The sequence below is a fragment of the Flavobacterium sp. CLA17 genome (genome assembly GCF_013112255.2).
Lineage (GTDB): Bacteria > Bacteroidota > Bacteroidia > Flavobacteriales > Flavobacteriaceae > Flavobacterium > Flavobacterium circumlabens.
This window is the reverse complement of sequence record NZ_CP068294.1, coordinates 4,230,079-4,243,603: the sequence shown is the minus strand read 5'-3', so window position 1 is coordinate 4,243,603 and position 13,525 is coordinate 4,230,079. Positions and strand designations below refer to the sequence as shown.

At 34.8% G+C, this 13,525-nt stretch carries 10 protein-coding genes; 5 read left to right on the top strand and 5 right to left on the bottom strand.

The genetic code is table 11. From position 1 onward, the window contains the following. Positions 1-103 precede the first annotated feature (103 nt). The 4 genes from gyrB to HAV12_RS17480 all read left to right on the top strand — a co-directional run bounded on the left by gyrB (position 104) and on the right by HAV12_RS17480 (position 6,983). Positions 104-2,044: a DNA topoisomerase (ATP-hydrolyzing) subunit B gene (gene gyrB / locus HAV12_RS17495; RefSeq protein WP_171570795.1), complete on the top strand. Its 1,941-nt coding sequence runs from the start codon at positions 104-106 to the stop codon at positions 2,042-2,044. 109 nt (positions 2,045-2,153) lie between these two features. Further along, complete coding sequence (gene mdh, locus HAV12_RS17490; RefSeq protein ID WP_127336948.1) at positions 2,154-3,089, top strand: malate dehydrogenase; 936 nt, start codon at positions 2,154-2,156, stop codon at positions 3,087-3,089. 227 nt (positions 3,090-3,316) lie between these two features. After that, on the top strand, positions 3,317-6,289 hold the full coding sequence (gene secDF, locus HAV12_RS17485; RefSeq protein ID WP_171570794.1) for a protein translocase subunit SecDF: 2,973 nt from the start codon (positions 3,317-3,319) through the stop codon (positions 6,287-6,289). An 82-nt stretch (positions 6,290-6,371) separates the two neighbouring features. Then, the gene (locus HAV12_RS17480; RefSeq protein ID WP_171570793.1) at positions 6,372-6,983 is read left to right on the top strand and encodes an acyloxyacyl hydrolase; all 612 of its coding nucleotides are present in this window, start codon (positions 6,372-6,374) and stop codon (positions 6,981-6,983) included. Positions 6,984-7,043: 60 nt separating this feature from the next. Here HAV12_RS17480 and lgt read toward each other — a convergent pair whose 3' ends face one another. The 5 genes from lgt to HAV12_RS17455 form a co-directional block, all read right to left on the bottom strand. Further along, positions 7,044-7,976 carry a prolipoprotein diacylglyceryl transferase gene (gene lgt / locus HAV12_RS17475; protein WP_171570792.1) on the bottom strand — a complete coding sequence of 311 codons (933 nt, stop codon included), beginning with the start codon at positions 7,974-7,976 and terminating at the stop codon, positions 7,044-7,046. A gap of 62 nt (positions 7,977-8,038) precedes the next feature. Continuing rightward, positions 8,039-8,278 carry a membrane protein insertion efficiency factor YidD gene (gene yidD / locus HAV12_RS17470; RefSeq protein ID WP_132035867.1) on the bottom strand — a complete coding sequence of 80 codons (240 nt, stop codon included), beginning with the start codon at positions 8,276-8,278 and terminating at the stop codon, positions 8,039-8,041. A gap of 22 nt (positions 8,279-8,300) precedes the next feature. Further along, a complete protein-coding gene (gene cysS / locus HAV12_RS17465; protein ID WP_171570791.1) occupies positions 8,301-9,779 on the bottom strand; it encodes a cysteine--tRNA ligase in 1,479 nt (492 codons plus the stop codon). 131 nt (positions 9,780-9,910) lie between these two features. Next, complete coding sequence (folE, locus tag HAV12_RS17460; RefSeq protein ID WP_171570790.1) at positions 9,911-10,582, bottom strand: GTP cyclohydrolase I FolE; 672 nt, start codon at positions 10,580-10,582, stop codon at positions 9,911-9,913. A gap of 198 nt (positions 10,583-10,780) precedes the next feature. Further along, positions 10,781-11,977, bottom strand: a complete 1,197-nt coding sequence (locus HAV12_RS17455) for a pyridoxal phosphate-dependent aminotransferase (RefSeq protein ID WP_171570789.1) — start codon at positions 11,975-11,977, stop codon at positions 10,781-10,783. A 122-nt stretch (positions 11,978-12,099) separates the two neighbouring features. Here HAV12_RS17455 and HAV12_RS17450 point away from each other — a divergent pair, with 122 nt between their 5' ends. Then, positions 12,100-13,425, top strand: coding sequence for a PDZ domain-containing protein (locus HAV12_RS17450; protein WP_171570788.1), 1,326 nt, complete (start codon positions 12,100-12,102; stop codon positions 13,423-13,425). Positions 13,426-13,525 lie beyond the last annotated feature (100 nt).

Below are 13,525 nucleotides of genomic sequence, written 5' to 3'. Positions count from 1 at the left end.
TTAATAACTTACCAGCTTTAAATCGTAATTTAACGGATATATAATTTGCGTTTTTATATATTTGCGTGTTAGACAATAATTACATTTTTTTAGAATAAATTATATGAGCGAAGAAATCAAGAAGAACAATTATTCAGCAGATAGTATTCAGGCATTAGAAGGAATGGAGCACGTAAGAATGCGTCCATCGATGTATATTGGAGATGTAGGGGTTCGAGGGCTACACCATTTGGTTTATGAGGTTGTTGATAACTCTATTGATGAGGCGATGGGAGGACATTGTGATACTATTGGTGTTGCAATCAACGAAGACGGTTCAGTAACAGTTGAAGATAATGGCCGTGGTATTCCGGTTGATTTACATAAAAAAGAAGGTGTTTCGGCACTTGAGGTAGTAATGACTAAGATTGGTGCCGGAGGTAAATTCGATAAGGATTCTTATAAAGTTTCCGGAGGTTTGCACGGTGTTGGGGTTTCAGTTGTAAATGCCCTTTCTGTTCATATGAAATCTACGGTTTTTAGAGACGGTAAAATTTATGAGCAGGAATACGAAAGAGGTAAATCTTTATATCCGGTAAAACAAATTGGAGAAACGGATAAAAGAGGTACACGTCAGACTTTTTATCCTGACAATACGATCTTTACCCAGACTACAGAGTTTTCTTATGATACTTTATCAGCACGTATGCGTGAGCTTTCGTACTTAAATAAAGGAATCACCATCACTTTTACCGATAAGAGAGAAGTTGATGATAAAGGCGAATTTAAAGTTGAAGTTTTTCACTCAGACGAAGGTCTAAAAGAATACATCCGTTATTTAGATGGTAACCGTGAGCCAATTATCTCTCACGTTATCAGCATGGATCACGAAAAAGGTGAAATTCCGGTTGAAGTTGCGCTGATTTACAATACAAGTTATACAGAGAATATTTTCTCTTACGTAAATAATATCAATACGCACGAAGGAGGAACGCATTTACAAGGTTTTAGAAGTGGTTTAACAAGAACCCTTAAAAAATACGCTGATGCATCCGGAATGCTGGATAAATTGAAATTCGAAATTGCAGGAGATGATTTCCGTGAAGGATTAACCGCTATTATTTCGGTAAAAGTTGCAGAACCACAATTCGAAGGACAGACTAAAACAAAATTAGGAAACAGAGAAGTAGTTTCTCCTGTTTCTCAGGCTGTTGGAGAAATGTTAGAGAATTATCTGGAAGAAAATCCAAATGATGCCCGTATCATTATCCAGAAAGTAATTTTGGCCGCTCAGGCACGTCACGCTGCTAAAAAAGCACGTGAAATGGTACAGCGTAAAACGGTTATGGGTGGCGGCGGATTGCCGGGAAAACTATCAGATTGTTCTGAACAGGATCCTGCAAGATGTGAAGTTTACCTTGTCGAGGGAGATTCGGCTGGTGGAACGGCAAAACAAGGTCGTGATCGTGCGTTTCAGGCGATTTTACCCTTACGTGGTAAGATTCTGAATGTTGAAAAAGCAATGCATCATAAAGTATTCGAAAACGAAGAGATTCGTAACATCTTTACCGCTTTAGGAGTTACCGTTGGTACTGCAGAAGACAGTAAAGCCCTAAATCTTGAAAAACTTAGATATCATAAAGTAATCATTATGTGTGATGCCGATGTCGATGGTAGTCACATTTCTACTTTAATATTAACGTTCTTCTTCCGTTTCATGAAAGAACTGATCGAAGAAGGCCACGTATATATTGCAGCTCCGCCTTTATACTTAGTTAAAAAAGGAAATAAAAAGGAATATGCATGGAATGATGTGCAACGTGATCAGGCGAACGAAAGAATGGGTGGAAGTGCTGCTATTCAGCGTTATAAAGGTCTTGGAGAGATGAACGCGGAGCAATTGTGGGAAACTACCATGGATCCGAGTTTCAGAACTTTACGTCAGGTAAACATTGACAGTCTGGCAGAAGCCGATAGAGTTTTCTCCATGTTAATGGGAGATGAAGTTCCGCCACGTAGAGAATTTATTGAGAAAAATGCAGTTTACGCTAATATAGATGCGTAACAATATTTAATCATCAATTCGTTTAATTGTTTAAATTTACTTAGACGATTAAACGAATTGTCGATTTATAAAACAAACAAATTAATTAATAACCGATAAAGTATAAAATATGAAAGTTACCATTGTAGGAGCAGGAAATGTTGGAGCTACATGTGCAGATGTTATTTCTTATAGAGGAATTGCCAGCGAAGTAGTGTTGTTGGATATTAAAGAAGGTTTTGCTGAAGGAAAAGCATTGGATATTATGCAATGTGCAACAAACACAGGCTTTAATACCAAAGTATCCGGAGTAACCAATGATTATTCTAAAACTGCCGGAAGTGATGTAGTGGTTATTACATCCGGAATTCCAAGAAAACCCGGAATGACACGTGAAGAATTAATTGGTATAAATGCAGGAATTGTAAAAACAGTTGCGGAGAATGTATTAAAACATTCACCCGATACAATTATCGTTGTAGTTTCGAATCCAATGGATACGATGACTTATTTAGCTTTAAAATCTACCGGATTGCCGAAAAACAGAATTATTGGTATGGGAGGAGCTTTAGACAGTTCCCGTTTCAGGACCTATTTGTCTTTGGCTTTAGACAAACCGGCAAATGATATTTCTGCAATGGTTATTGGTGGTCATGGTGATACGACTATGATTCCGTTAACACGTTTAGCTTCTTACAACGGAATTCCGGTAACAGAATTTCTTTCGGAAGAAGCATTACAAAAAGTAGCTGCAGATACTATGGTAGGCGGAGCGACCCTTACAGGTCTTTTAGGAACTTCTGCGTGGTATGCACCCGGAGCTTCTGTAGCATACCTTGTTGACAGTATTTTAAATGACCAGAAGAAAATGATTGCTTGTTCTGTTTTTACAGAAGGAGAGTACGGTCAAAACGATATATGTATAGGAGTACCTTGTATAATTGGTAAAAATGGAGTGGAAGAAATTTTGGATATCCAGTTAAACGAGCAGGAAAAAGCTTTATTCGCTAAAAGTGCAGATGCAGTTAGAGGTATGAATGATGCCCTAAAATCGATTTTAGTATAATGATTTTGGTAAAAAAAAGATAAGGCTGCACTTTTGCAGTCTTTTTTTTGAGATTAATTAATAAATAAATTGGTTAATCTTTTCGTAAATTATATATTTGCTCGGTTTAAAAAAAATGTTGTAATTCGTGATCTAGTTTTTTAGTTTTGAAAAAATCATGTCAGGGCTTATTTTATGGGACTTTAAAACAAAAACAAACAATAAAACATAATTAATTTTTAGTAATAATGCAGAATAAAGGACTTATTAAATTTTTCGCAATTCTATTTGCATTGGTAAGTATTTACCAACTTTCGTTCACTTATGTGGCAAGCAATGTCAAAAGTGAGGCTAAGGCTTTTGCAGGAGATAATCCTGATAAAGAGCTAAAATATTTAGATTCTATTGGTAAAGAAAAAGTGGTGAATCTTGGATTTACGGATTTTACTTACAATGAAGTAAAAAACAAACAAATCAATAAAGGTCTTGACTTAGAAGGAGGAATCAACGTTATTCTTCAAATTTCTATTAAAGATGTTTTAAAAGGATTAGCTAATAATTCTAAAAACCCTGTTTTTAATAAATCTTTAGCTGATGCGACTGCAAATTTAGAAGGAAACAAAAGTTATTTAGATAAATTTTTTGAGGCTTTTGATGCAAATTCAAACGGTACAACAAAATTAGCATCACCTGAAATTTTTGCCAACAGAAACTTACAGGGTGAAGGTGGAATTGCTTTTGAAATGACTGATGCTCAAGCGCAAAAAGTGATTAGAAAAAAAGTAGATGAGTCTATCGAAAGTGCTTACAAAGTACTTAGAGAGCGTATCGATAAATTTGGTGTGACTCAACCAAACATCCAAAAATTAGGTGCTACAGGAAGAATCTTAGTGGAGCTTCCAGGTGCAAAAGATGTAGATAGAATTAAAAAATTATTAGGTGGAAAAGCTCAGTTAGAGTTCTGGGAAACTTATAAAATAGAAGAAATCGGAAACTTTTTAGTAGCTGCAAACGAAGCACTGAAAAAGACTGAAATCAAAAAAACAGAAACTAAAACAGTTGCTAAAGATTCATTGAATGCTTTATTGACTGATACTAAAGATTCGACTGAAGCTAAAAAAGGAAACAACCCGTTATTTGACAAAATTTTAGGTCAGGGTGGTGGACCGGTTTTAGGTTATTTCGCTCCAAAAGATACTGCAACTGTTAATGCATACTTCAAAAGACCTGAAATCAGAATTTTATTGGGTGCTGATCAGCATTATGCAAAATTTGTATGGAGTAAACCAACTACTATAAAAGATGCAAAAGCAAAAGATATTGAAGTAGTTGAATTATATGCTTTAAAAGGAAACAGAGACAATATCCCGGCTATGAACGGTGGTCTTGTAACCGATGCAAAAGATACCTTTGACCAAATGGGTAAACCGGCTGTTTCTATGCAAATGAACAGTCAGGGTGCTAAAGTTTGGGAAGAACTGACAGGAAGAGCTTTTTCTCAAAAAAGTTATATCGCTATTGTTTTAGATAATATTGTTTATTCTGCACCGGGTGTTACTAGTGGACCTATTGCAGGAGGAAGATCTGAAATCACAGGTTCTTTTGATGTAGCTGAAACTAAAGATTTAGCAAACGTATTGAATGCAGGTAAATTACCGGCTTCTGCAGATATTCTTCAATCAACAGTAGTAGGACCATCTTTAGGTCAGGCTGCAATTGATGCAGGGACAATGTCATCTATAATTGGATTTTTATTAGTTTGTTTATGGATGGTTTTCTATTATGGTAAAGCAGGTTGGTATGCTAACCTTGCCTTATTATTAAACTTACTTTTCTTATTTGGAATTATGGCAAGTTTTGGTTTTGTATTAACATTGCCAGGTATTGCAGGTATCGTATTAACATTAGGTACTGCAGTAGATGCTAACATTATTATATTTGAAAGAGCAAAAGAGGAATTACGTGAAGGCAAGTCATTGTCTGAAGCAGTAGCTACATCTTACGGATGGCACGGAGCAATGCGTTCTATCATTGATGCAAACGTTACACACGTTTTAACCGGAGCAATCTTGTTTATTTTCGGAACAGGACCAATCAAAGGTTTTGCTTTAACATTATTGATTGGTATCGTAACTTCTATGTTTACGTCAATCTTTATTGCAAGAATTTTTATTGACAGAAATATTGCCGGAAAAGGTGATTTGACTTTCTCTACGAATATCACTAAAAACTGGTTTACTAATTTCCACTTTGATTTTATCAAAATCAAGAAATTTACTTATATCTTCTCTTCAATTGTAGTGGTAGTAAGTTTGATTTCTATCTTTTTCGTTAACGGATTAGATCAGGGTGTTGATTTTGTCGGAGGAAGAACTTTCCAGGTTAAATTTGAAAAACCGGTTGATGCAACTGTAGTTTCAGATGAATTATCTGCTGCTTTCGGAACTCCTGTAGAAGCTAAAATCTTAGGTGATGATGATCAGTTGAAAATTACAACGAAATACAAAATTAAAGAAGACGGAGTAGCAGTTGATGAAGAAGTAAATCAAATATTATACAAAGCGTTAGCGAAATATTATCCTAACACTTCATATGATAAATTTACGAACACGTACGACGGTAAAAAAGTTGGAGTACTACAGGCTTCTAAAGTTGGAGCTTCTATCTCTGAGGATATCAAAACGAACTCTTACTGGGCCGTTTTAGGTGCTATGGCAGCGATCTTCTTATACTTAATGGTATCTTTCCGTAAATGGCAATATTCATTAGGTGCGATTGCAGCTGTTGCGCATGACGTTATCTTCGTATTAGGAATTTACTCTTTATGTTATAAATTCATGCCTTTCCACATGGAAATGGATCAGCACTTTATTGCTGCAATCCTTACCGTAATCGGTTACTCCATGAATGATACTGTAATTGTATTCGACAGAATCAGAGAGTTCATTATCGGAAACCGTAAAGGTAGTTTTGAAGATATTGTAAACGCTTCTATTAATACTACATTATCAAGAACATTGAATACTTCATTAATGATGATCATTGTATTATTGACAATGTTTGTTTTCGGTGGAGAGTCAATCAGAGGATTTATCTTTGCCATGTTAGTAGGTATTGTTGTAGGTACTTATTCTTCATTATTCATCGCGACACCGGTATTGGTTGACACGATTTCTAAAGATGATAAACACACTATTGAAGACAAGCATAACAAAGCATAATAAGCTATTTTTATATAAAAAAAAAGATCTAACGAAAGTTGGATCTTTTTTTTGTGCTATATTTAATCCGTAAAGAAAATTTATGAATAGAAGATTACTATTAGGTTTGTTGTTGTTTTGCGTGTTCAGAATGAATGGTCAGGAGGGGAAAAGTAATTTTTCAATTGGGTTCAATTATGGTTTCGGAAGTGAATTCAATAATAGGAATTACACCTTTACCAATCATTTTTATAAAGCCCAATTGTATTACAGGCTAAAAGAAACCAAAAATTTTCAATATGAAATTTTGGTCCAGCCGGAAGTTAATTTTGGAACACATCAATTGCTCAATTTCTATTTTGTTAAACCGGAAGAACCTGATTATATTCAAAAGCGTGCTAAATATGTACAATTAAAAGATGTTCATGAATACGTATTAAATATTGGTTTTTTAGTTAGAAAACCAATCAGTGACAGCTTCTCCTTTTATGCTTTAGGCAGTATTGGACCAATGATAACAGATACCGAAACAGAACGGATGTCTGAGGGGTTTGCTTTTGCGGATGTATTGGCAATTGGTATTTCCGCTAAAGTCCAGAGATTTCAATTTGATATTCGTCCGTCGGTCAGACATGTTTCAAATGCGGGTTTGGGTAGTTCAAACGCAGGTTATAATACCAAAAATATAGAGTTTGGGATTTCTTATTCATTATAAAAAAAAAGCGTCCGGTATATTTGAAATACCGGACGCTTTTATATTTTGATTTTATTTGAATTATGAAGTGGCTAAAGGATTTCTTTTAGCCCTGATGATAAAGAAAAGACCAATTATAATAAAAGGAATACTTAACCATTGTCCTGTTGAAAATATACCTAAGTCATTTTCAAATCCGCCCTGGCTTTCTTTTACAAATTCTACCACGAAACGAACTACAAATAAGAGTACCAGAAATAATCCGAATAAATATCCGGATCTGAGTCTTGCATTGGTTTTCCAGTATAAAAAGAATAAGATTGCAAATACAAAAATATAGCAAAATCCTTCATAAAGCTGCGTTGGATGTTTTGCCGGAACCTGTGCCAATAAATCAGCGAATTTAGGATCTGTAACAATAGCATTATAAGCTTCTTTTGGATTTGGAATGTTGGTAGCATTTACAGCTTCTGCCTTACTGTATTTATCGTGAAGGAAACGAATCCCAAATGCAGAAGCAGTTTCATGTCCGATAATTTCAGAATTGAAAAAATTCCCTAAACGAACAAAAATGGCACCGCTGGCAACCGGAATAACAACCCTGTCTAAAATCCATAATAAAGGACGTTTCAGGATCTTTTTGCTGTAATAATACATGGCAATGATAATGGCAATAGCAGCACCGTGACTGGCTAATCCCTGAAAGCCTGTAAATTCGAATTTTGGTTCAAATTTAAATGGCAAAAAGATTTCAAGTAAATGATTTCTGAAATATTCCCAATCGTAAAATAAAACATGACCTAAACGTGCGCCAATTAAAGTTGCTAAAACAGTCCATACAAATAAAGAATCTAATTTGTCGATGGGTTCATTTTCGCGTTCAAAAATCTTTTTCATTAAGTACCATCCTAATCCAAAAGCGATTACGAACATTAAACTGTAATAACGAATCATAAAAAATCCTAAATCGATTCCTTCTGAAGGATTCCAAATGATATTTAAGGCGTGTGTCATATGTTAATTTTTTTTGTGTGGTAAAAATAAATATTTAAAACAGAGTAAGTCTTTAAGAAAAGTTAATGTTTGTGCGAACATTTCTTTTCCGGAACAGGATCATAACCGGTTTTTCCCCAAGGATGACAACTCAGGATACGTTTTATTCCCAGATAACCTCCGTAAAATAATCCGTGTATTTGTAATGCCTGAATCATATAACTTGAACAAGTTGGTTCAAATCTGCAGCTTGCCGGTGTAAACGGCGAAATGGCAGTTTGATAAAAGCGTACTAATAAAACAAATGGAGTGATTACTTTCATGGTTTATTAGAAATTGAATTTGTTACAAGGAGAAACTGGTGCCTTCTTTTCCGTCTTTCAACTGAATGCCTAAACCAATTAACTGGTCGCGAATCTGATCAGAAAGAGCAAAGTTTTTATCCGCTCTCGCCTGATTTCTCATACCAATAAGCATATTTACAACGCCTTCTAATTTATCGTTATTACTGTCAGCGGCTTTCTCGTCACTCAAACCTAAAACATCAAAAACAAAAGCATTAATTGCAGTTGTAAATGTGTTTAAATCTTCAGTTGAAATGGTTTCTTTTCCTTCTTTTAACAGATTAACATAACGAACAGCCTCGAACAACTGAGCGATTAAAATAGGGGTGTTAAAATCGTCATTCATGGCGTCGTAACACAACTGTTTCCAAGATGCAATATCTATAGAGCTTGTTGTTCCTGCAGAAATTCCCGATAAAGCGTCAACGGCTTCCATCAGTCTTTTGTATCCTTTTTCGGCGGCCACAATTGCATCATCAGAAAAATCCAGAATACTTCTGTAATGTGCCTGTAACATAAAGAAACGGGTTACGGAAGCAGAAAAAGCTTTGCTTAGTATATTGTTTTCTCCACTTAAAATTTCCCCCGGTAGAATATTATTTCCGGTTGATTTTGCCATTTTCTTACCGTTTAAAGTAAGCATATTGGCATGCATCCAGTAATTTACAGGAGACTGGCCGGTACAAGCTTCATTTTGAGCGATTTCACATTCGTGGTGCGGAAATTTTAAATCCATTCCACCTCCGTGAATATCAAAATGATTCCCAAGATATTTGGTGCTCATCGCTGTACATTCAAGATGCCAGCCCGGAAATCCATCGCTCCATGGAGAAGGCCATCTCATAATGTGTTCCGGTTCCGCTTTTTTCCAAAGCGCAAAATCCTGCGGGTTTCTTTTATCGGATTGCCCGTCAAGATCACGGGTATTGGCTAACATATCTTCGATATTTCGTCCGCTTAAGATTCCGTAATTATTGGTTTCATTATATTTTACAACATCAAAGTATACAGAACCATTGGCTTCGTAACCAATTCCTGTATCAATAATTTTTTTAATGATTTCAATTTGTTCAATAATATGCCCGGTTGCAGTTGGTTCAATGCTTGGGGGTAAAAAGTTGAAAGCTTTCAGAATATCATGAAAATCTACCGTGTAGCGCTGTACAACCTCCATAGGTTCTAACTGTTCTAAGCGTGCTTTTTTGGCAATTTTATCTTCACCTTCATCGACATCATCTACAATATGTCCAACGTCAGTAATGTTTCTTACGTAACGCACTTTATAATCCAGATGTAAAAAATACCTGAATATCACATCAAAAGACATGAAAGTCCTGACGTTTCCTAAATGTACATTGCTGTAAACCGTAGGTCCGCAAACATACATTCCAACATTTCCTTCATGAATAGGGTTGAAACTTTCTTTTTCACCCGAAAGCGAATTGTATATTTTTAAATGTTGACTCGTGTATAAAGGCATATTTAGTTTATTGATGTTTTTTAGGAGCTAAATCCTGCTATCCGCTGTATCTTTGATGGTGAACTCCACCATCAAAGGATGCCGCTACTATCAGGGCTAGACCATAAATATAATAGAAATATTGTTTAAAACTAGAACTGAGTTTCTAATTTAATATAATCTAAAAACTCTCTTCTGGTTTGAGGATCTTTAAATTTTCCGCCAAATTCAGACGTTACGGTACTGCTTTCGATATCTTTAATTCCTCTTGAATTAACGCAAAGGTGTTTGGCATCGATCACGCAGGCAACATCTTCCGTACCAAGCGCTTTCTGTAATTCCTGAACAATTTGCATGGTAAGACGTTCCTGAACCTGAGGTCTTTTGGCATAATATTCGACAATACGGTTCATTTTAGATAAACCTATCACTCTTCCGCTGGAAATGTAAGCTACGTGGGCTCTTCCTATAATTGGTAATAAATGATGCTCGCAGGTAGAGTAAAGCGTAATGTTTTTTTCTACTAACATTTCGCCGTATTTGTAATTGTTGTCAAAAGTAGAAGCTTTTGGCTTTTTTGAAGGATGAAGACCACCAAAAATCTCCTTTACAAACATCTTAGCTACTCGGTTTGGAGTACCTTTTATGCTGTCGTCTGTCAAATCCATTCCCAGGGTTTGCAGGATGTTTTCAACATCTTTTTTTATTTTTTCTATTTTTTCATCATCAGTTAGATCAAATGCATCCTGTCTTACAGGGTTTTGTGCATTGCTGCTAAAATGATTGTCTCCTATTTCGTCTAAAAAATCTTCGTTATTTATCATTAAAAACTACTATTATAATGGGTATATCTTTTTAAGGCGGTAAAGATAATTAATAAAAAGCAAACCTTTTCTATCGTTATTACTATTTAGTGGTTAGTTTTTGGATATAATTTAAAATAAAAGCAAATCGATATTTTTTAAAATAAAAAAGGCAATAACATCAACGTGTTATTGCCTTTTTGTCTGTTTTATTTCAGGTTATTTTTTATTATAAACCAAAAGCGCTTCTTTTAAAACATTCACAGCGCTTATTAAATCTTTTTTATTTAAAACATAGGCTATTCGAACCTGATTTAATCCCATTCCCGGAGTGGAATAAAATCCTGCTGCGGGAGCGACCATTACAGTTTCTCCGTTCAGGTCATAACTTTCTAAAAGCCATTGTGCAAATTGATCTGCATCATCAATTGGTAATTGCGCAATGCAATAAAAAGCACCTTTTGGTTTGGTTACGATGACACCTTCAATTTTATTTAATTCGGTAATCAAAGTATCACGACGACTTTTGTATTCTGAAATAACTTCATCAAAATAACTCTGAGGTGTTTCTATCGCTGCTTCACAGGCAATTTGTTCAATAGTCGGAGGGCTCAGTCGTGCCTGTGCAAATTTCATAACCGTTGACAAAACATCTCTGTTTTTCGTTACCAGACAACCAATTCTTGCGCCACACATACTGTAACGTTTAGAAACAGAATCTACCATGATTACATTTTGTTGTACCTCTTCTAAATTCATGACAGAATAATGAACATCGTCTGTATCATAAAGGAATTCACGGTAAACTTCATCAGCAATTAAATACAAATCGTGCTTTTGGATCAGACCTGCTAATTGCTTAATTTCAGCTTCTGTATATAAATAACCCGTTGGATTTCCGGGATTACAAATTAAAATGGCTTTGGTTTTAGGTGTAATTAATTTCTCTACCTCTTCAATGCTTGGTAACGCAAATCCATTTTCGATAGAAGAAATTACAGGAATAACCGTTGCGCTTGTCGATGATGCAAATGCATGATAATTGGCATAAAAAGGTTCAGGAATAATGATTTCATCTCCAGGATCTGTTATCGTGGCCAAGGCAAATAACAAGGCTTCAGAACCACCTGTAGTGATTATGATATCTTCCGGGTTGACATTTACATTCTGGCGTTGGTAAAACTGAGCTAATTTTTTTCTATAACTCTCATATCCGGCAGAAGGGCTGTATTCTATAATAGTTAAATCAATATTTTTTACCGCCTCGATGGCCACTTCGGGTGTCTTGATATCCGGTTGACCAATGTTTAAATGATACACCTTGTGTCCTTTTTGTTTTGCAATATCTGCAAAAGGAGCAAGTTTGCGTATCGGTGATTCGGGCATGTTTGTGCCTTTTAGTGAAATTGTTGGCATGTGCTTTAGTATTGAAGTGCAAATTTGCATTTTTTTTTCGAATTTAGCGTAAACAATAAGTGGACTTATTAAAATGTAACAATTATCAATATTTTTATTAATTTTATGGTAAAAAATTATCAATGAAAAAATATATTGTATTGTTTTTTGGACTTTTAACACCTTTTGTGCTTAATGCGCAAAATGATTTTTTGATGGACAGCCATCATTCAAAAGTTACTATTCCCTTTAAATTGATAAACAATCTTATTTTTATTCCTATAAAAGTTAACGGGGTTGAATTAAATTTCCTACTGGATTCGGGGGTCGAAGAAACAATTTTGTTCAGTATGGAAGAGAAGCAGGAAGTCAGCTTTAATAATATTGAGAAAATAAAGCTCAGAGGACTGGGAAGTGAGGAAGAAATTGAAGGGCTGAAATCAACAAATAATATATTAGAAACTCATGGTTTAAAATCAACAAACCATTTAGTTTATATCATTCTGGATCAGAATTTTAATTTGTCTTCCCATATCGGGATTCCTGTCAATGGAATTATTGGCTACAAATTTTTTAAAAATAATTTAGTCGAAATCAATTATCAGAAGAAGAAAGTGATCGTACACTCCAATAACGAAAAGGTCAGAAACAGACTTCAGAAAAAATTCAAATCTATCCCGATAACTATAGAAAAATCAAAGCCCTATATTCAGGCAAAAGCGGTTGTAGAGGATAAGGATGTGACCGCTAAATTACTGATTGACATTGGTAATAGTGATGCATTTTGGGTTTTTGAAAATGATAAAATAAGATTGCCCAAAAAGAATTTCCCCGATTTTTTAGGAAAAGGTTTTAGTGGGGACATTGAAGGACATCGGGCTAAAATTTCAAAATTTTCTATAGCTGATTTTGATTTCAAAAACTCTATTGTTGCTTTTCCTGATTCGACATCGATTCGAAATGTAAAAATGGTTCCGGGTCGAATAGGTTCTGTGGGAGGGGAAATTTTGAAAAGATTTACAGTAGTTTTAGATTATGCAGATCAGAAATTATACCTAAAAAAAAACAGCAAATTTTCAGAACCGTTTACTTATAATAAAAGCGGAATCACTGTTCAGCATAATGGTTTGCAATGGGTACAGGAAACGGTTCATCTACAGACCGTACAAGTGGCTACGTCTATGTCGGATGTCAATGAAACTTTAAGTAAAAATGATAATTTCAGATATAAATTTTTATTAAAACCAGTCTATGAAATCGTAAATATCCGGAAGTTTTCTGCTGCTGAAAAATGTGGTCTGATGAAAGGCGATATTATAGTAAGCATCAATAAAGTAGTTCCCTACAAATTTACCCTGCAGCAAATCAATGCCCTTTTAAAATCAGAAGATGATATCTGGATTAATTTAGAAGTAGAAAGAAACAGCTTAATCTTAAAATTCAGATTTAGACTTGAGGATGAGCTATAATTTTTAATGTTGTAATAAATCTGTTGTTGGTTGAAATAACATTAAATTAGTCTTATTTTTAATGATATATTTAAATATAATTGAAATTAATAAGAAAAAT